The sequence below is a fragment of the Pseudomonas sp. GR 6-02 genome (assembly GCF_001655615.1).
Taxonomy (GTDB): Bacteria; Pseudomonadota; Gammaproteobacteria; order Pseudomonadales; family Pseudomonadaceae; genus Aquipseudomonas.
On sequence record NZ_CP011567.1, the window covers coordinates 1,948,502 to 1,968,257 of the forward strand.

Consider the following 19,756-nt stretch of genomic DNA (forward strand, 5'->3'; position numbering starts at 1 on the left):
GGCAAGTCGGGTCGCCGCATCGCTCGCTCCTACAGGAGGACATGTCCGATTTCAGAAGACCCCTTTCGCGAGCAAGTTCCCGCAGGATTGCTGCTCACCCTGTGGGGGCAAGCCTGCTCGCAATCGCGATCTGACTATCCCTGCTACTTATCGATTTTTTCCGGCAACGGCGCAAACAACGCCTCGATATCATCGCTCTGCAACTTCCAGTCCCCGGTCTTGCGTCCATCCAGCACGCCTGCGGCCAGATCGGATTTTTCCTTCTGCAGATGCTGAATCTTCTCTTCCACCGTGCCCCTGGCAATCATCTTGTAGACGAACACCGGCTTCTCCTGACCAATGCGATACGCACGATCCGTCGCCTGATTTTCCGTCGCCGGGTTCCACCAAGGGTCGTAGTGAATCACCGTATCGGCTTCGGTCAGGTTCAGGCCCACACCGCCAGCCTTCAAACTGATCAGAAAGATCTGACGCTTGCCGCTCTGGAATTCCTTGACTGGCGTGCGTCGGTCACGGGTCTGGCCGGTCAGGATCGCATACGCCACGCCGCGTTTGTTCAGCTCGTCCTCGATCAGCGACAACATTGAGGTGAACTGCGAGAACAGCAGAATCCGCCGACCTTCCTCGAACAGCTCTTCAAGCATTTCCATCAGGCTATCGAGTTTGCCCGAGGTGCTGCCGCGAGTGGGCAGGGCGGCATCGTTGACTAGGCGCAAATCACAGCACACCTGACGCAGCTTCAGCAGTGCCTCAAGAATGATGATCTGGCTGCGTGCCACGCCTTTGCGGGTGATCTCGTCGCGGACTTTCTTGTCCATGGCCAGGCGCATGGTTTCGTACACATCGCGCTGGGCTTCGTTGAGCTCGACCCAATGGACGATTTCGGTTTTCGGCGGCAGTTCGGTGGCCACTTGTTCCTTGGTCCGGCGCAGCAGGAACGGTTTGATCCGACCGTTCAGGTGTTGAAGTCGTACTTCACTGGCACGTTTTTCTATCGGCACGCGGTAATCACGGTTGAAGTTTTTCACGTCACCGAGCCAACCCGGCAGCAGGAAGTGGAACAGCGACCACAGCTCGCCCAAGTGGTTTTCCAGCGGCGTGCCACTCAGGCACAGGCGTTGGCGAGCATTCAGTTCACGGGCCGCATGGGCGGCCTTGCTGTTGGGGTTCTTGATGTACTGCGCTTCATCCAGCACCAGTACGTGCAACGGCTGCGCGGCCAGACGTTCGACGTCCTTGGGCAGCAGTGCATAGGTGGTCAGGATCAGGTCGTAATCGGCCAGGTTATCGAAATGCTTTTTGCGACTGACGCCGTACAGCGCCAGCACTTTGAGTTGCGGCGTGAAATGCGCCGCTTCGTCGAGCCAGTTCGGAATCAGGCTGGTGGGCATGACCACCATGCACGGCCGATCGAGGCGCCCGGCATTCTTCTCGCTGAGAATGTGTGCCAGGGTCTGTAGGGTTTTGCCCAGGCCCATGTCGTCCGCGAGAATCCCGCCGACTTCCAGTTGTCGCAACGACTGCATCCAGCTCAGGCCTTCCAGCTGATACGGGCGCAAGGTGGCATTCAAGCCTTCGGGCGCTGCGGCGGTGTGGTCCTTGATGTCGCGCAGGCGCTGGGCAAAGGTGCGGATCTGCTCGCCACCTTCCCAGAGCAGCGGCAGGCCTTCCAGCGGGTTCAGTCGCGTGGCGTCGGCCTTGCTCAGGCGCAGCGTGGTTTCGCCGGGCTCTTGCAGGTAAAACTCGCCAAGGGTGGCCAGCACTGGTTTCAGGCGGCCGAAGGGCAGGGCGACCTGCAACGGGCCCTGGTCGGTGCTGCGACGTTGTGGAATGTTCACCAGGATCAGTTCGTCGTCGCGACGTCGGGCGAGCCGTTCCGGATTGAGGATTTCGGTGTGGGAGCGCATCAGGTTCAACAGGATCGGCAGCAGGCTCAGGCGTTCGCCGTTGACGATGATCCCCAGTTCCAGGTCGAACCAGTCGCGCTCAGGTGCCTGCTCGACGGTGGCGTACCAGTCGTCCACGGCGGTCAGGTCGAAGCCGAAATCCTCGTCGATCTGCAATTCCCAGCCTTGGGTGCGCAACTTCGGCAGCTCATTGAGGGTGAAGGTCAGCCAGGCGCTGTCGTTGACCATCTCGTAGAGTTCGCCGGCACTTTCTGGCAAGGCCTTACTTTGTCGGGTGGCGACTTTGAAACCGAGGATCCGCAGCTGCTCCCTGTAGGTCTGTTCGACTTCCGGGTGACGTTTTATCCGCAGCGTCTGTGTCTCCTGACGAATCAGGATGTCAGCGTTTTTCTGTCCGCTGACGTATTCGTCCAGATAGCTGAAGGACAGCGCCGCGCGATGCTGAATGTAACGCTGCATTTTTCCGTTGCGCGGTTCGAAGGCGCTGAACTCGATGCTCGCCAGCCACAGGCGCGGCACCGGTTGCACGTTGTCCACCAGCACTTGCGGCGGCGCTTTCGGGCTACGGTTTTCCAATACGGCCTGAAGTTTTTCCAGCAGTTCGGCGTCTTTCGCGGCTGCCGGATACGCGAGGGTTTCCTGCACTTGCAGCAACACCGCTGCGCAATGTTTGCAGTTGCTGTGAACCGGGCAGGTGCACGTGGCGTCGATCATCAGCAAGTTGCCTTTGGCCGACTCGCGCAGGCGAATGGTCTGACGGTAAACGTTACCGCCAGAGCCTTCGCAACTGGCGGTGATGGTGGCGTCGCCGACTTCGACGATCCTGACGCGGTTCTCCAGTGCGTAGCGGCGGCCACGCTCCAGGCTCTGTTCCTTGAATCGGCTGACCCAGGATGTTGCCAGGGGTTTGCTCAGGGTCGCGGAGGACATAAGGGCTTCAATCAGTCCGGAATTTCATCGGGGACTGGCCGAGGTGCAGGGGCGGTCAGCGAGGTGATTTTGATCAACAGGCCCAGGTGACCATTGTCGAGGAAGTTCAGCAGGCCGTTCTTGGTGTGGCTTTCCTGCTTCAGGCGTTCGCTGGCGGTAACCATGCCGTTGGCGTCAATCTGATTGACCCAGAAGTCGGCGTCGACGTCAGTGAAACGCCCCAGTTTCAGGTTCAACGTGCCCTCGATCGGGAATTGGCCGAACTGTTCCTTGCCTTCGCTGATCGCGATTTTGCTGGCTTCTTCACCCAGGTTCTGTTGCCAGGCCTTGTGCAGCAACACCGTGTACTCGTTGCTGGCAGTGAGTTTTTCCACTTCGGCATTCAGGCTTGGCGTGCGAAAGCTGTCGGGGCTGATGCGTTGGGCACCGGCAGCCCAGTCTTCTGGCGCGGCTCGGCTGACGATGGCAGGCACGGCGTTTTGCCGTACCAGAATCATTTCAACCTGATACAGATCAGCGGCAAACGCGGTCGAGGCGAGCAGCGACATCAACAACGTCATCAGCAAGGTCAGTGAGCGAAACAGGCGCATGCGGCGTCCTTCAAGCAGTGGTCGGAATGAGGCGCTCGAATAGCGCCTCTACAGTATTAAAGCGTTCTTCGGGGCGCTCCATCGGCACGAGGAACTTGAACATCGTGGCGCCTTCGAATTTGTAGCGTTTGGGCTGGCTCTGGATCAGTTTGATCAGTGTCAGCGGGTCGACCGGGGTCTGTGCCGCGAATTCGATCCGACCGCCTTGCGGGCCGCCGTCGACTTTCTTGATGCCCAGCTGTTCGGCTTGCAATTTCAGCGCCGTGATCCGCACCAGGTTCTTGGTCGGTTCCGGCAAGAGGCCGAAGCGGTCGATCATCTCCACTTGCAGGTCCTTGAGGCCTTCCTCATCGGTGGCCGAGGCAATGCGTTTGTAGAGAATCAGTCGAGCATGAACGTCCGGCAGGTAGTCTTCAGGAATCAACGCCGGTACACGCAGATTGACTTCCGGACCGCCACCCAGCGGTTGATCGAGGTTCGGTTGTTCGCCCTTGCGGATCGACTTCACCGCACGCTCGAGCATTTCCATGTACAGCGTGAAACCTACGGCCTGGATCTGCCCGCTCTGGCCGTCGCCCAGCAGTTCGCCGGCGCCACGGATTTCCAGGTCGTTGGTGGCGAGCACGAAGCCCGCGCCGAGGTCCTGGGTGTTGGCGATCGCTTCCAGACGCTTTTCCGCGTCGGGAGTGATTTGCTGGCGTGGCGGTGTCAGCAGGTAAGCATACGCCTGGTGGTGACTGCGACCGACCCGGCCACGCAACTGGTGCAACTGGGCCAGGCCGAACTTGTCGGCGCGTTCGATGATGATGGTGTTGGCGCTCGGCACGTCGATGCCGGTCTCGATGATGGTCGAGGCGATCAGCACGTTGAAGCGCTTGTGGTAGAAGTCGCTCATCACCTGTTCGAGTTCACGTTCGCGCATCTGCCCGTGGCCGATGCCGATCCGCGCTTCCGGCACCAGTTCGGCGAGGTCGGCGGCGCATTTCTCGATGGTCTTCACATCGTTGTGCAGGTAGTAGACCTGGCCGCCACGTAGCAACTCACGCAGCAGGGCCTCTTTGACCGTGCTCTTGTTCTGCTCCATGACGAAGGTACGCACCGACAAGCGACGGGCCGGCGGTGTGGCGATGATCGACAGGTCGCGCATGCCCGACACCGCCATGTTCAGCGTCCGCGGAATCGGCGTTGCGGTCAGTGTCAGGATGTCGACTTCACTGCGCAGTGCCTTGAGCTGTTCTTTCTGACGGACACCGAAACGGTGCTCTTCGTCGATGATCACCAGCCCCAGGTTTTTGATTTTTACGTCATCTTGCAGCAGCTTGTGTGTGCCGATAACGATGTCGATCTTGCCTTCGGCCAGGTCCGCAACCGCGGCGTTCACTTCCTTGGCCGACTTGAAACGGCTCATCACTTCCACGGTCACCGGCCAGTCGGCAAAGCGGTCGCGGAAGCTGTTGTAGTGTTGCTGGGCGAGCAGGGTGGTCGGCACCAGAATCGCCACCTGACGACCGCCGTGCACCGCGATGAACGCCGCGCGCATGGCCACTTCGGTCTTGCCGAAACCGACGTCGCCGCAGACCAGCCGATCCATCGGTTTGGGCGCGAGCATGTCTTCGCGCACCGCTTCGATGGTGGTTTGCTGGTCCGGGGTTTCTTCGAACGGGAAACCGGCGCTGAAGGTCGCGTAATCGGCTTTCGGGTCGGCGAAGGCATAACCCTCGCGAGCGGCGCGGCGGGCATAGATGTCGAGCAACTCGGCGGCCACGTCGCGCACCTGTTCGGCGGCTTTGCGCTTGGCTTTCTGCCAGGTCTCGGAGCCGAGGCGGTGCAGCGGGGCCAAGGCATCGTCGCTGCCGGTGTAGCGGGCGATCAGGTGCAGGTTGGCCACCGGCACGTACAGCTTGGCGCCTTCGGCGTATTCGAGGGTCAGGAACTCAGCGGCCTGGTTGTCGATTTCCAGGATCGTCAGCCCCAGATAGCGGCCGACACCATGATCGATGTGCACCACCGGCGCACCTTCGCGCAGCTCGGTGAGGTTTTTGATCACCGCATCGTTGTTCGCGTCGGCGCGTTTCTCGCGGCGACGGCGCTGCATTACGCGCTGACCGAACAATGGGCTTTCGGCAACCAGGGCCAGCGCTGGGTCGTCCAGCAACAGGCCTTCGTCGAGTGGTGCAATGGTGATCGCCAAGCGCTCTTTGCTGGCGACAAAGTCCGGCCAGCTGTCGACGGTTTTCGGTCGCAGCTTCAAGCGTTCGAGCAATTCCAGCAGCACTTCACGACGGCCCGCGGACTCGGCGGTAAACAGCACGCGGCCGGGGAATTCGTCGAGGAAACTGGCCAGCGCCGCCAACGGCTGAGTGGCCTTGGCTTCGATGGCCAGGTTCGGCAGCGGCTGAGCCGGGAAGCGTTCGCGGCCGACACCGGTTTCGACGTCTTGTTGACTGGCCACCACACGGGGCCAGCTCTTCAGGCGCGCAAAGCAGTCTTCCACCGGCAGGAACAACTCGGCCGGTGGCAATAAAGGACGGGACGGATCGACGCGGCGTTCTTCATAGCGGTTACGCACGTCATTCCAGAAATTCTCCGCGGCCTGTTCGATGCCCGGCAGGGAAAACACTTGCGTGTCCTGGGGCAGGTAATCGAACAGGGTGGAGGTTTCCTCGAAGAACAGCGGCAGGTAGTACTCGATGCCCGCCGGCGTAATCCCGCTGCTCAAATCCTGGAAAATCGGGCAGCGACGGAAGTCGACATCGAAGCGCTCGCGAAACCGCGCCTTGAAGCGGGTCACGGCTTCTTTCTGCAGCGGGAATTCCTTGGCCGGTAACAGTTTGACCGAGTCGACCTTGTCGATGGAACGCTGGTTTTCCGGGTCGAAAGTGCGCAGGGTCTCGATTTCGTCGTCGAACAGGTCGATGCGATAAGGCAGCTTGCTGCCCATCGGGAACAGGTCGATCAGCGAGCCGCGCACGGTGAATTCGCCATGCTCGTACACGGTATCGACGTAGCGATAACCGGTGGCCTCAAGCCGGGTGCGCATCTGCTCGACATCGAGTTTCTGGCCGACATCCAGCACCAGGCTGCTGCCGAGCAGGAATTTGGTCGGCGCCAGGCGATGCAGGGCAGTGGTGATCGGCACCACCAGAACGCCATGCGCCAGCTCCGGCAACCGATACAGGCTGGCGATACGCTGCGAGATGATGTCCTGGTGTGGCGAGAACAGGTCGTAGGGCAGGGTTTCCCAGTCGGGGAAGTGCAGAACAGGCAAATCCGGGGCGAAGAAACTCAGCTCCTGTTCCAGCCGTTCGGCACTCTGGCTGTCGGCGGTCAGTAGCAAGGTAAAGCGCTTGGCAGCGCTGGCGGCCTCGGCGATGGCCAGGCTCAGGGCGGCACCGGGCAGGTTGCCCCAGTGCTGTTTACCTGCCGCGGCAGGGAGAAGCGGTAGACGCAGAACGGGCACGGAAGGTTGAGCTCCAAGCGTTGCGACAAAGTCGGTAATTGTAACGGTCTCGAGTGCCGGCTGTCAGTTGCAGACTGTGTCTATATACACAGGGTGAGCAAAATGTAGTGGTAATGACAAAAACTGGCGATTTAATACTGGAAATGTAGTGCCAAAACCGCTCGGTGTTACGGATGGTTACGGACACTGTGGCGTTATCGTCGAAAAATTGACTGTGCTGAAAGCCCCGTATTTACTGGGCTGGCGCGGGGCGTGATTTTTTTGAACGGAATTTTGTTACCGCTCGTGCGACAGGCGCGCATTGCTACGGGAGGCACTCGGCGGCATAATGTAGCCCCTTTTTTCTGCCCCTACATGTGGAAGGTTCCCGTGACTCAGAAGCCCGACCAGTGTCTTGGTGAATGGATCGACCGTGAAGCACTCGCAGAAGCGATGATTCCGCTTATCGGTCAGCTCTACCGCAATAACAACGTGGTGAGCTCGATCTATGGCCGCAGTCTGATCAACCAGTCTGTCATCGCGATTCTCAAAGCTCACCGCTTTGCTCGCCATCGCCAGTCCGATGACAGCGAATTGTCCGTCCACGAAACATTCCCGCTGCTCAAGGCAATGAGCGAGCTCAAGCTCGGCGCTGCTTCGGTAGATCTGGGCAAGTTGGCCGTCAAATTCAAGGCCGAAGGCAATGGCCGTACCGCCGAAGCGTTCGTCCGTGATGAACTGGCTGATGTGGTCGGCAAGCAGAATGGTTCCGGTCGTACCGGCACCGACGTTGTCCTGTATGGCTTCGGTCGTATCGGTCGTCTGCTGGCGCGCATCCTGATCGAGAAGACCGGTGGTGGCGACGGCCTGCGTCTGCGCGCCATCGTTGTCCGCAAGGGCGCCGAGAACGATCTGGTCAAGCGTGCCAGCCTGCTGCGTCGCGACTCGGTGCACGGTTCGTTCAACGGCACCATCACCATCGATGAAGCCAACAACACCATCACCGCCAACGGCAACCTGATCCAGGTTATCTACGCGAAGAACCCGACTGAAGTGGATTACACCCAGTACGGCATCAAAAACGCGTTGCTGGTGGACAACACCGGTGTATGGCGTGACGCCGACGGCCTGGGCCAGCACCTGGCCTGCCCGGGTATCGACCGCGTTGTTCTGACCGCGCCTGGCAAAGGCAAGCTGAAGAACATCGTTCACGGTATCAACCACGGTGAAATCACCGCTGACGACAAGATCGTTTCTGCCGCTTCCTGCACCACCAACGCCATCGTGCCGGTGCTGAAAGCTGTCAACGACAAGTTCGGCATCGTCAACGGTCACGTTGAAACGGTTCACTCGTACACCAACGACCAGAACCTGATCGACAACTTCCACAAAGGCAATCGTCGTGGCCGTAGCGCCGCGTTGAACATGGTGATCACCGAGACCGGTGCTGCCACTGCTGCCGCCAAGGCGCTGCCTGAACTGGCCGGCAAGCTGACCGGTAACGCGATTCGCGTTCCGACGCCAAACGTGTCGATGGCCATTCTCAACCTGAACCTTGAGAAAGCCACCACCCGTGAAGAGATGAACGAGTACCTGCGCTACATGGCGCTGCACTCCGATCTGCATAAGCAAATCGACTTCGTCAACTCGCAGGAAGTGGTTTCCACCGACTTCGTGGGCTCGCGCCACGCAGGCGTAGTGGACGCTGAAGCGACCATCTGCAACGACAACCGCGTTGTTCTGTACGTCTGGTACGACAACGAATTCGGTTACAGCTGCCAGGTAGTTCGCGTGATGGAAGACATGGCCGGTGTAAACCCGCCAGCATTCCCGCGCTAAGCCTTAGCTGCACATGAAAACGCCCCGACTTCGGTCGGGGCGTTTTTGTTTGTGCGGGGCGCAATCTGCCGGGAGAAAGTGCTGGCAGCCGGTTAGCCGCAAGCCTTCATGTCTACGGGGCCGACAAACTCGTTGCCGCGGCCCATCACGCACGCCACGCTCTGGTTGCGCTGACGTTCCCATGCCTGAACCGGATAGGTCTTGTTCCAGGCTTCGTACAATTGCCGATCCTGTTTCGACAGGCGTAAGCCGTACTGCTTGCTCATGTAGAAATAGGTTCGGGCGATCATGCCGCGAATGGAAGGGCGGGGCATGACCTTCTTCGCCTTGAAGTCGATCTGAGTCAGGCACGAGCCATATTGACCCGATTGCACGGGTAGCCAGCCGAAACTGAAATTGCTCCGATCGCCATTCACCTCGCCGATGCTGGGTACCAGATTGTGCAGGTCGGCCTCAGCTTTTTGATAGGTCGGGTCGTAGCGCGTGCAGTTCTTGCGACCTCCTTGTTGCCAGCACTGACGCTGATGGCCGATCTGCCAGGCCGGGACAATGTGTTCCCATTCGATGCGCGAGGCGCGCTTGGCGTTTTTGCGTGGCACATAACCACAGGCGGCGAGGTTCACGCGGTTGCCGGTGTATTTGCAGCCGCAATAAAACTCGGTGGATTGCGGAGCGTACAACTTCCAGGCGACTTTCTTGGCTTCGTTGAAGGTGCGTGGGGCGCCAGCCTGGGCACCAAGGGTGATGAGCAGAAACAGCAAAGCAAGCCAGCGGACGCTCATTGACTCAATCTTCCTTCGGCACAACCCAGAAAATCTGCACGCCGCCATCGTCGCGATGGGCGAGGGTGACGTTGTCGTTCTCGTCGATTTCTTCGAGCAAACGCTCCCACTCATCCACGGGTTCGTCCGGAAGACGGAAGATCAGTGCTGCTTTGGCTTTCTGGGCGGTGGGGGAATTGATGATTTTCTGAATGCGCATACCCAGGCGTTCGTAAGCGTCAGGAGAGGCGGAGGTAGTGGCCACGGAGTTATCCTTATTAAGCTGTACGTGCATACAGTATTTAACTGTAGGCATTTTCGCAACTGCTTAAAATTCAAGAAAATCCTCTGACAGTGGTTTTTTCCGTTTGGTGTAGGGCGAAGGGAGATTTTTTATCGGAAAGAGATCGTGAACCACTCGCCAGGACTGGCGAGTGGTGACAGCGGTGCCCGACCGCGAACGGGTCGGGCGCGGGCGAATCAGTACTCCCAGAACATCCGTTGCAGCTCTTTGCTGTCGTTGGTCTTGGTCAGTGCGACCATGGCCAGGATGCGGGCTTTTTGCGGGTTCAGGTCGTGAGCAACAACCCAGTCGTACTTGTCGTCAGGCTGTTCAGCGTTACGCAGCACGAAACCGCCGGCATTGACGTGAGAAGAGCGAATGATTTGTACGCCGTCTTTGCGCAAGGCCTGCAGGGCGGGAACCACGCGGGACGATACCGAGCCATTGCCGGTGCCGGCGTGGATGATGGCTTTGGCGCCCGACTGCGCAAGGGCTTTGTAGGCGGTGTCGCTGACGTTGCCATAGGAGTAGGCAATTTCGACGTCAGGCAGACTCTTGATGGTTTTGATGTCGAATTCCGAGTCCATGGTGTGACGCTTGGCCGGCAGGCGGAACCAGTAGGATTTGCCTTCGACCACCATGCCCAGCGGGCCCCAGGCACTTTTGAACGCCTCGGTCTTGATGTTGATCATTTTGCTGACATCGCGACCCGACTGGATTTCATCGTTCATGGTCACCAGTACACCTTTGCCGCGCGCGTCTTTGCTGCTGGCCACGGCGACGGCGTTGTACAGGTTCAGCATGCCGTCGGCCGACATGGCAGTGCCAGGGCGCATGGAGCCGACGACGATAATCGGCTTGTCGGTTTTTTCCACCAGGTTCAGGAAGTAAGCGGTTTCTTCCAGGGTGTCGGTGCCGTGGGTGATGACAATGCCATCGACGTCTTTGCTGTCGGCCAGTTCAGCCACGCGACGTCCCAGTTGCAGCAGGTTGTCGTTGGTGATGCTTTCGGATGCGATCTGCATGACTTGTTCGCCGCGAACGTTGGCCAATTGGCTCAGTTCCGGAACTCCTGCGATCAATTGTTCGATGCCGACTTTCGCCGCTTGGTAGGTGGCGCTGTTGGCGGCGCTGGCGCCCGCGCCGGCAATGGTGCCGCCGGTGGCCAGGATCACCACGTTCGCCAGTTTCTGTTGGGTTTCGATTTCTTTTGCCTGAAGGGCTGTAGGCAGAAGCATAAGCAGGGCCAAGGCGCCCGGAATAAAAGTGTTGAAGGCAGATTTCATTATTGTTTTCTCTAGTAGTGAGGCGGTGCAGATGCAAGTTCATCTAGAAGCGCCCCAAGCAGATCTGAACGCCGGGGGTGTGGAAGAAGAGCAGGATCTGTACCAGTCGGACGCTGGAGAAGGTGATCTTTTAACCTGATGATTTTTATCAATATTGTTGCCGTGGCTGGCGATACTTCGCGCCTGGCTGTCCGGGTTTCCGAATATGTTCAGCTTTTATGTTCGGCTCACCGACCTTCATTGAGAAGGTCGCCTTGCAAAATCGAAAATCGGTGCTAAAGAAAACCCCGCACAGGTCGATGCTCCTTTAAAGGATCTATTTTTTCAGGAGTTCACATGTCGTTTACTGTCGGTTTTGCAAATGCAGGCGCAATCACTATCGGGGGTAAATCCCCGGCGACCATCAACGACTTGAGTGAAGCAGCATCCGACGCCTCGGCCCAGGCGCTGGGCGAAGAGCAGGGCGACGATAAGCAGGTCAGAACCGCTGGCGGCGCGGCGGCTCAGAGCGAAAGCAAATCCGAGAAAACCAGCAGTCAGAGTATTGCGGTGCAGGTATTGCTCAAGCGCATGCAGGAACTGCAGCAGCAACTGCGCGAACAGCAACAGCAACTGGCGGCCGCTCAGGCGGCGAATTATTCGACCCCGGAAGCCAAGGCCAGCGCAGTCATGACAATCCAGGGGCAAATCGCCAGTACCAGCGCTGCGCTGGCGCAAGTGACCGGCAATCTGGTCAAGGAGCTGGCCAAGGATTCCAGCGGCGGCGGTCTGGTCAACACCACGGCGTGAGGCAAAACGGGGTTGGCTTTTGCCAACCGAGACATGGAACGGGGCGTTGACAAATCTCGGCAGGGTTCGCATAGTTCGGTCTACGCAAACGTTTGCGCGGTCGCCGTCGATGGGTTGATCCATTGATGATCCAGCGCAAGCGTTGCTAAGAATAATCATAAGATCGGAGTGAACCCATGAAGCTGCCATTCGCTGGACGTCTTCTCGCTGTCGCTATGCTGGCTGCCGCATCCGCCGCGTTGCCTGTCTCTTCGGCATTCGCCGCAACCCCTGAAAAACCTAAAGTCGCGCTGGTCATGAAATCCCTGGCCAACGAGTTCTTCCTGACCATGGAAGACGGCGCCAAGGCCTACCAGAAAGACCACTCCGGCGACTTCGAGCTGATCTCCAACGGCATCAAGGACGAAACGGACACGGCCGGCCAGACGCGCATCGTCGAGCAAATGATCCTGTCCAAGGTCAACGCACTGGTCATCGCTCCGGCAGACTCCAAGGCCATGGTCCCGGTTATCAAGAAAGCAGTCGATGCCGGTATCACCGTGATCAACATCGATAACCAGCTGGACCCGGCTGTCGTCAAAAGCAAAAACATCACCGTTCCATTCGTAGGCCCGGACAACCGCAAAGGTGCGCGCCTGGTGGGTGAATACCTGGCCAAGCAACTGAAGGCCGGTGACGAAGTCGGCATCATCGAAGGCGTTTCCACCACCACCAACGCCCAGCAGCGCACGGCCGGCTTCAAGGATGCGATGGAAGCGGCGCAGATCAAAGTCGTGTCCCTGCAGTCCGGCGATTGGGAAATCGACAAGGGCGGCAAAGTGGCCTCGTCGATGCTCAGCGAATACCCGAACATCAAGGCCCTGCTGGCCGGCAACGACAGCATGGCGGTCGGCGCGGTCTCTGCCGTACGTGCCGCCGGCAAGGCCGGCAAGGTGCAAGTGGTCGGTTACGACAACATCAATGCGATCAAGCCAATGCTCAAGGATGGCCGCGTCCTGGCCACCGCCGACCAGTTTGCTGCCCGGCAAGCAGTATTCGGCATCGAGACCGCGCTGAAAATCATCAAGGGCGAGAAAGTCGATAGCGGCGCCAACGGCGTCATCGAAACTCCGGTAGAGCTGGTTACCAAGTAGTCTTTCTGGCGACACAACGGTGCTCGCCCCTTGGGGCGGGCGCATGGAGAGTTTTTATGTCAGTTTCCGCCCCGAACGCTGTCCTCTCGGTCAGCGGTATCGGTAAGACCTACGCTCAACCTGTCCTGACCGGCATCGACCTGACGCTGATGCGCGGCGAAGTGCTGGCGCTGACCGGCGAGAATGGTGCCGGCAAAAGTACGCTGTCGAAAATCATTGGCGGGCTGGTCACGCCGACCACCGGCCAGATGCGATTCCAGGGTCAGGATTACTGTCCCGGCAGCCGCAGCCAGGCCGAAAAGCTGGGCGTACGCATGGTCATGCAAGAACTCAATCTGTTGCCGACATTGTCGGTGGCGGAAAACCTGTTCCTCGACAACCTGCCCAGCCTCGGTGGCTGGATCAGCCGCAAGCAACTGCGCAGGGCGGCGATCGAGGCCATGGCTCAGGTCGGCCTCGATGCCATCGATCCGGACACCCTGGTCGGTGAGCTGGGTATCGGTCACCAGCAAATGGTGGAAATCGCCCGCAACCTGATCGGCGATTGCCATGTGCTGATCCTCGACGAGCCGACCGCGATGCTGACGGCCCGCGAAGTCGAAATGCTCTTCGAGCAGATCACTCGCCTGCAGGCGCGCGGCGTGGCGATCATCTACATTTCCCACCGCCTCGAAGAACTGGCACGGGTGGCCCAGCGCATCGCGGTATTGCGCGACGGCAACCTGGTCTGTGTCGAGCCGATGGCCAATTACAACAGCGAGCAACTGGTCACCCTGATGGTCGGCCGTGAGCTGGGCGAGCACATCGACATGGGCCCGCGCAATATCGGTGCTCCGGCCTTGACGGTCAAAGGGCTGACCCGTTCCGACAAGGTTCGCGATGTGTCCTTCGAAGTGCGCGCCGGCGAGATCTTCGGGATCTCCGGTTTGATCGGGGCAGGGCGCACCGAATTGCTGCGCCTGATCTTCGGTGCCGATACAGCCGACAGCGGCACCGTCGCGCTGGGGTCGCCGGCTCAGGTGGTGGATATTCGTTCGCCGGCCGACGCGGTCGGTCATGGTATCGCGCTGATCACCGAAGATCGCAAGGGCGAGGGTCTGCTGCTGACGCAATCGATCAGCGCCAATATTGCCCTGGGCAATATGCCGGTGATTTCCAGCGGTGGCTTCGTCAACAACGGTGACGAGATGTCGCTGGCCCAGCGTCAGATCGATGCCATGCGCATTCGCAGTTCCAGCCCGACGCAATTGGTCTCGGAATTGTCCGGCGGTAATCAGCAGAAAGTGGTGATCGGCCGTTGGCTCGAACGCGACTGCACGGTGATGCTGTTCGACGAGCCGACCCGAGGCATCGACGTCGGCGCCAAGTTCGACATCTATACATTGCTCGGTGAGTTGACCCGTCAGGGCAAAGCACTGGTGGTGGTGTCCAGCGATCTGCGCGAACTGATGCTGATCTGTGACCGCATTGGGGTGCTGTCGGCAGGGCGTCTGATCGACACCTTCGAGCGTGACAGCTGGACCCAGGATGATTTGCTTGCCGCCGCGTTCGCCGGCTACCAAAAACGTGATGCGTTGCTCAACGAAGCAGCGCCTAGGGATCTTCCATGAATACTGCAACTCTGGTCGGCAAACGTAGTGGCAATTTTTACGGCCTCGGCACTTACCTGGGCCTGGCCGGTGCCTTGCTGGCGATGGTCGCGCTGTTCTCTGTGTTGAGCAGCCATTTCCTGTCTTACGACACCTTCAGCACCCTGGCCAATCAGATTCCCGATCTGATGGTGCTGGCGGTCGGCATGACCTTCGTATTGATCATCGGCGGAATCGACTTGTCGGTGGGTTCGGTGCTGGCGCTGGCGGCGTCGACAGTCAGCGTGGCGATTCTCGGCTGGGGCTGGAGCGTGCTGCCGGCGGCGTTGCTGGGAATGGGTGCCGCGGCACTGGCGGGCACCATCACCGGTTCGATTACCGTGGCCTGGCGGATTCCGTCGTTCATCGTGTCCCTCGGTGTGCTGGAAATGGCGCGGGGCCTGGCATACCAGATGACCGGTTCGCGCACCGCTTATATCGGTGATGCCTTCGCCTGGCTGTCCAATCCGATCGCGTTCGGCATCTCGCCGTCGTTCATCATTGCCTTGCTGATTATCTTCATCGCCCAGGCTGTGCTGACCCGTACGGTGTTCGGTCGTTACCTGATCGGCATCGGCACCAATGAAGAAGCGGTGCGTCTGGCGGGGATCAATCCGAAGCCCTACAAGATTCTGGTCTTCAGTCTGATGGGATTGCTGGCCGGTATTGCTGCGTTGTTTCAGATTTCTCGCCTGGAAGCGGCGGACCCGAATGCCGGCTCCGGTCTGGAACTGCAAGTGATCGCTGCGGTGGTGATCGGCGGCACCAGCCTGATGGGCGGGCGCGGTTCGGTGATCAGCACCTTCTTCGGTGTGTTGATCATTTCCGTACTGGCGGCGGGTCTGGCGCAGATCGGCGCGACCGAGCCAACCAAACGCATCATCACCGGTGCGGTTATCGTGGTGGCGGTGGTGCTCGATACCTATCGCAGTCAGCGCGCAAGCCGGCGGACCTGAGTCATGGCAACGATCAAGGATGTAGCGGCACTCGCGGGCATTTCCTACACCACGGTTTCCCATGTGGTGAACAAGACGCGGCCAGTCAGTGAGGAAGTGCGGATCAAGGTCGAGGCGGCAATCAAAAGCCTCGACTACGTGCCCAGCGCCGTGGCTCGCTCGTTGAAAGCGAAAACCACCGCGACCATCGGCCTGCTGGTGCCGAACAGCCTCAACCCGTACTTCGCCGAGCTGGCCCGTGGCATCGAGGATTACTGCGAGCGCAATGGCTATTGCGTCATTCTCTGCAATTCCGATGACAACCTGGACAAGCAGCGCAGCTACCTTCGCGTGCTGCTGGAAAAACGCATCGACGGCTTGATCGTAGCGTCTGCCGGTGGTGACAGCAGCCTGGCCGAAGGCCTGACGGGCGTGCGTACGCCGATGGTGATCGTCGACCGTGACCTGGAGGGAGTCGATGCGGACCTGGTGCGCATCGATCACGAATACGGTGCCTATCTGGCGACCCGGCACTTACTGGAGTTGGGGCATCGGGACATCGCCACGATTGGCGGCCCGGCGAGTACCAGCGTGGCGCAGATGCGTCTGGCCGGTTATTGCCGGGCGTTGAAAGAGGCGGGCGTCGAGGTGCCGCGCGAGCGCATGCTGGAAAGCGACTTCACCAGCACCGGCGGTTACAACGCCGCCGCGATCCTGCTGGAAAAGAACCCGCCCAGCGCGATCTTCGCCGGCAACGACATGATCGGCATCGGTGTGTTGCGTGCCGCTGCCGAGCGCAATATTCGTGTGCCCACCGAGTTGTCGGTGATTGGTTTCGACGATATCCAGATGAGCCGTTACGTCTATCCGGCGTTGACCACCGTGGGCCAGTCAATCCTGCAACTTGGCGAGATGGCGGCCGAGGTGTTGCTGCGTCGGATCGCCGCGCCGGATCTGGCGACCGATCAGCGCATCGTGACGCCCAGTATTGTCCTGCGGGAATCGACCGCGCCGCTGGCCGGTGTGTTTGCCCAATATCGCTGAGCCGAAAGCACCGCTAAACAAAAAAAGCACCGCTGAAATCGAATTGATGAGTAAAGATGTATGCCAGCAAAAGTAGTGGTAATAGGCAGCCTGAACATGGACCTGGTGACCCGGGCGCCACGGCTGCCCCATGGTGGTGAAACGCTGATCGGCCAGTCATTTGCCACGGTTTCCGGCGGCAAGGGTGCGAACCAGGCCGTGGCCGCGGCGCGGCTGGGAGCGCAGGTGTCGATGGTCGGTTGTGTCGGCATCGATGCTTATGGCGAAGCGCTGCGCGGAGCGCTGTTGGCCGAGCGGATCGATTGCCAGGCCGTCAGTACGGTCGAGGATTCCAGCGGCGTGGCGTTGATCGTGGTCGATGACAACAGTCAGAACGCGATCGTGATTGTTGCTGGTGCCAACGGCGCGCTGACCCCTGAGGTGATCGACCGTTTCGACAACGTATTGCAGAAGGCGGATGTCATCATCTGTCAGCTGGAGGTGCCGGATGCCACGGTCGGCCATGCTTTGAAACGCGGTCGTGAGTTGGGCAAGACCGTGATCCTCAATCCGGCGCCGGCCAGTCGCCCGCTGCCGGCGGATTGGTATGCGGCCATCGATTACCTGATCCCCAACGAAAGCGAAGCGTCGGCCTTGAGCGGTTTGCCGGTGGATTCCCTGAGCACTGCCGAAGCCGCCGCGACCCGCTTGATCGCCATGGGCGCCGGTAAGGTGATCATCACCCTTGGCGCTCAGGGATCGCTGTTCGCCAATGGCATCACCTTCGAGCATTTCCCGGCACCGAAAGTGAAAGCAGTCGATACCACCGCGGCCGGCGACACGTTTGTCGGTGGTTTCGCAGCGGCCCTGGCGGCCGGCAAAAGCGAGGCCGAGGCGATCCGTTTCGGTCAGGTCGCCGCTGCGCTGTCGGTCACCCGGGCTGGCGCGCAACCTTCGATTCCTACCTTGTCCGACGTACAGGCGTTTAAAGCACCATGAAAAAGACACCTTTGCTCAACGTCGCGTTGTCGCGGCTGATCGCATCCCTGGGTCATGGCGACACCGTTGTGATCGGCGATGCCGGCTTGCCAGTACCGCCCGGCGTCGAGTTGATTGACCTGGCCTTGACCCATGGCATTCCGGATTTCATCAGTACCTTGAAGGTTGTGCTCAGCGAAATGCAGGTCGAAAGCCATGTGCTGGCCCATGAAATTCTCGATAAAAAACCGTCGGCCTTAAGCGTGCTGGATGAACTGAATGCCGAAGGTGCGCTTGGCCGGCGCGAGCTGATCAGTCATGAACAATTCAAGGCGCTCAGCCGACAAGCGAGGGCGATTGTTCGTACAGGCGAATGTCAGCCGTACTGCAACATCGTTTTGGTGGCTGGCGTAACGTTCTAACTTTCCGTTCTTCCCACGCACAAGGAGTGCGCTATGCATCGCTATGCTCAGAAACTGCATCACCTGCTTCGGAGTCTGCTGCTTTTGTCCCTGATTACCGCAACAAGCGCCTACGCGGCGGAAAAGATCGACTTGATCATCGACACCGATCCAGGTGCCGACGACGTGGTCGCCTTGCTGTTTGCCCTGGCCTCGCCGGAAGAGTTGAACATTCGTGCGCTGACCACCGTCGCTGGCAACGTGCGTCTGGACAAGACCTCGCGTAATGCGCGTCTGGCCCGTGAATGGGCAGGGCGTGAGGAGGTGCCGGTGTACGCGGGGGCGCCGAAACCGCTGATGCGCACGCCGATCTATGCCGAAAACATCCACGGCAAGGAAGGTCTGTCCGGTGTCACCGTGCATGAGCCGAAGAAAGGCCTGGCCGAAGGCAATGCAGTCAACTACCTGATCGATACCCTGAAGGCCGCCAAACCCCACAGCATCACCATCGCCATGCTCGGCCCTCAGACCAACCTGGCCCTGGCGCTGATCCAGGAGCCAGAAATCGTTCAGGGCATCAAGGAAGTGGTGATCATGGGCGGTGCGCACTTCAATGGTGGCAACATCACCCCGGTGGCCGAGTTCAATCTGTTCGCTGACCCGCAGGCGGCGGAAGTGGTGCTGAAGAGTGGCGTCAAACTGACCTATCTGCCGCTGGACGTGACCCACAAGATCCTCACCAGTGAAGCGCGCCTGAAGCAGATCGCCGCACTGAACAACAATGCCAGCAAACTGGTGGGCGATATTCTCAACGAATACGTCAAAGGTGACATGGAGCACTACGGCATTCCGGGTGGCCCGGTGCATGACGCCACGGTCATCGCTTACCTGCTCAAGCCGGAACTGTTTACCGGTCGCTCGGTAAACGTGGTGGTCGACAGTCGCGAAGGGCCGACCTTCGGTCAGACCGTTGTCGACTGGTATGACGGCCTGAAGGCACCGAAGAATGCCTTCTGGGTTGAAAATGGCGACGCCCAGGGCTTCTTCGATCTGCTGACCCAGCGCCTGGCTCGCTTGAAGTAAGCCATAGACCCGCAGGTGCCAGCCTGCGGGGTTTTCCGCTATTCGGTATCCGTTGCACTCATGCCCTTATAGTCGTCGGAGTACTTCTCGAGAACCTGGGTTATGAAGGTCTGGGCGGCCTGTGTCCCCAATTCCTTGACCAGCAAATCGATACCAATGATTGCCAGCTCTTCCGGACTGCCCGGGCTGTAAGAGCTGTGGCCCTGTGGCCACTTGATTGTGATATTGGCGTCGATGCTTACGGTGGTCATGATGGCGCTCGTGAAGTCGGGAAAGTCTGAGTGTCGAGTTAACCATTTTGCAGGACGTTTGGCACTCCGACTTAGGCATCAGGAGAGGGCTATGCGACACTTGGTCTTTGACGAATTTTCAAGGATTGTGCTGTGCAGATCGATTTGAACACTCCTGACGGCTTGACCCTCGAAGCAGTGCGTCAGCTACTGGCCTCTGCCAGCGACGATGAGCACACTCAGTTGCGGGTCACCAAGGGCGGCATCGCTTACATTTCGTCGGGTGTCGTGGGTGGTACTGATATCGACGGGCTGCGGTTTCGCCTGGAAACATGGGCCAAGGGCTCGGGTTATGTCGGACGGGTCGCAGCCAGCGATGAGGTGTGGGTCATGCAGATCTTCAACGCGCTGAAAGACAACTGGCCGAATCCGCCGTACGACTACATCGACGTCTATTGAACGCTGTTCATATTCAGTGACGATTGCGGGATGAACGCCAGGGCGATGCTCAGGCAAACTCG

At 59.5% G+C, this 19,756-nt stretch carries 18 protein-coding genes; 11 read left to right on the plus strand and 7 right to left on the minus strand.

The genetic code is table 11. From position 1 onward, the window contains the following. Positions 1 to 143 precede the first annotated feature (143 nt). The 3 genes from PGR6_RS08540 to mfd are packed head-to-tail and all read right to left on the minus strand — an operon-like array spanning position 144 to position 6,887. On the minus strand, positions 144 to 2,837 hold the full coding sequence (locus PGR6_RS08540; RefSeq protein ID WP_064616809.1) for a DEAD/DEAH box helicase: 2,694 nt from the start codon (positions 2,835 to 2,837) through the stop codon (positions 144 to 146). Positions 2,838 to 2,848: 11 nt separating this feature from the next. Continuing rightward, a complete protein-coding gene (locus PGR6_RS08545; RefSeq protein ID WP_018930294.1) occupies positions 2,849 to 3,427 on the minus strand; it encodes a CsiV family protein in 579 nt (192 codons plus the stop codon). Between the two features lie 10 nt (positions 3,428 to 3,437). Beyond that, positions 3,438 to 6,887, minus strand: a complete 3,450-nt coding sequence (gene mfd, locus PGR6_RS08550; RefSeq protein ID WP_018930293.1) for a transcription-repair coupling factor — start codon at positions 6,885 to 6,887, stop codon at positions 3,438 to 3,440. 354 nt (positions 6,888 to 7,241) lie between these two features. On the opposite strand from mfd, the gene PGR6_RS08555 reads away from it, so the two are divergent. Then, on the plus strand, positions 7,242 to 8,705 hold the full coding sequence (locus PGR6_RS08555; RefSeq protein ID WP_026286742.1) for a glyceraldehyde-3-phosphate dehydrogenase: 1,464 nt from the start codon (positions 7,242 to 7,244) through the stop codon (positions 8,703 to 8,705). 92 nt (positions 8,706 to 8,797) lie between these two features. Here PGR6_RS08555 and PGR6_RS08560 read toward each other — a convergent pair whose 3' ends face one another. The 3 genes from PGR6_RS08560 to PGR6_RS08570 form a co-directional block, all read right to left on the minus strand. Continuing rightward, the gene (locus PGR6_RS08560) at positions 8,798 to 9,487 is read right to left on the minus strand and encodes an endonuclease (RefSeq protein WP_018930291.1); all 690 of its coding nucleotides are present in this window, start codon (positions 9,485 to 9,487) and stop codon (positions 8,798 to 8,800) included. A 4-nt stretch (positions 9,488 to 9,491) separates the two neighbouring features. Further along, positions 9,492 to 9,782, minus strand: coding sequence for a DUF1654 domain-containing protein (locus tag PGR6_RS08565; RefSeq protein ID WP_064616810.1), 291 nt, complete (start codon positions 9,780 to 9,782; stop codon positions 9,492 to 9,494). Between the two features lie 164 nt (positions 9,783 to 9,946). Beyond that, complete coding sequence (locus PGR6_RS08570) at positions 9,947 to 11,035, minus strand: asparaginase (protein ID WP_018930289.1); 1,089 nt, start codon at positions 11,033 to 11,035, stop codon at positions 9,947 to 9,949. Between PGR6_RS08570 and PGR6_RS30130 the strand changes: the two genes are divergently transcribed. From PGR6_RS30130 to PGR6_RS08610, 9 genes are all read left to right on the plus strand, one after another. Further along, positions 11,019 to 11,174 (plus strand): hypothetical protein, encoded by a 156-nt coding sequence (locus PGR6_RS30130; protein WP_177325214.1) that lies wholly within the window; start codon positions 11,019 to 11,021, stop codon positions 11,172 to 11,174. The genes PGR6_RS08570 and PGR6_RS30130 overlap by 17 nt on opposite strands. A gap of 197 nt (positions 11,175 to 11,371) precedes the next feature. Continuing rightward, positions 11,372 to 11,824 (plus strand): hypothetical protein, encoded by a 453-nt coding sequence (locus tag PGR6_RS08575; protein ID WP_064616811.1) that lies wholly within the window; start codon positions 11,372 to 11,374, stop codon positions 11,822 to 11,824. Positions 11,825 to 12,000: 176 nt separating this feature from the next. Continuing rightward, complete coding sequence (locus PGR6_RS08580; protein WP_019582837.1) at positions 12,001 to 12,957, plus strand: sugar ABC transporter substrate-binding protein; 957 nt, start codon at positions 12,001 to 12,003, stop codon at positions 12,955 to 12,957. A gap of 56 nt (positions 12,958 to 13,013) precedes the next feature. Next, entirely contained in the window at positions 13,014 to 14,567 is a 1,554-nt protein-coding gene (locus PGR6_RS08585) for a sugar ABC transporter ATP-binding protein (RefSeq protein ID WP_018930286.1), read from the plus strand. Next, positions 14,564 to 15,541, plus strand: a complete 978-nt coding sequence (locus PGR6_RS08590) for an ABC transporter permease (protein WP_007940220.1) — start codon at positions 14,564 to 14,566, stop codon at positions 15,539 to 15,541. Before PGR6_RS08585 ends, PGR6_RS08590 begins: the two co-directional genes overlap by 4 nt. A gap of 3 nt (positions 15,542 to 15,544) precedes the next feature. Then, entirely contained in the window at positions 15,545 to 16,564 is a 1,020-nt protein-coding gene (locus PGR6_RS08595) for a LacI family DNA-binding transcriptional regulator (protein WP_019649606.1), read from the plus strand. A 60-nt stretch (positions 16,565 to 16,624) separates the two neighbouring features. Next, positions 16,625 to 17,542, plus strand: a complete 918-nt coding sequence (gene rbsK, locus PGR6_RS08600; protein ID WP_064616812.1) for a ribokinase — start codon at positions 16,625 to 16,627, stop codon at positions 17,540 to 17,542. Further along, a complete protein-coding gene (rbsD, locus tag PGR6_RS08605; protein WP_018930283.1) occupies positions 17,539 to 17,943 on the plus strand; it encodes a D-ribose pyranase in 405 nt (134 codons plus the stop codon). The genes rbsK and rbsD overlap by 4 nt, the downstream gene beginning before the upstream one ends. 33 nt (positions 17,944 to 17,976) lie before the next feature. Further along, positions 17,977 to 19,005: a nucleoside hydrolase gene (locus PGR6_RS08610; RefSeq protein ID WP_064616813.1), complete on the plus strand. Its 1,029-nt coding sequence runs from the start codon at positions 17,977 to 17,979 to the stop codon at positions 19,003 to 19,005. A 38-nt stretch (positions 19,006 to 19,043) separates the two neighbouring features. Here PGR6_RS08610 and PGR6_RS08615 read toward each other — a convergent pair whose 3' ends face one another. After that, positions 19,044 to 19,256, minus strand: a complete 213-nt coding sequence (locus tag PGR6_RS08615; protein WP_018930281.1) for a hypothetical protein — start codon at positions 19,254 to 19,256, stop codon at positions 19,044 to 19,046. A 132-nt stretch (positions 19,257 to 19,388) separates the two neighbouring features. Between PGR6_RS08615 and PGR6_RS08620 the strand changes: the two genes are divergently transcribed. Continuing rightward, positions 19,389 to 19,694: a hypothetical protein gene (locus tag PGR6_RS08620; protein ID WP_018930280.1), complete on the plus strand. Its 306-nt coding sequence runs from the start codon at positions 19,389 to 19,391 to the stop codon at positions 19,692 to 19,694. Positions 19,695 to 19,756: the final 62 nt, after the last annotated feature.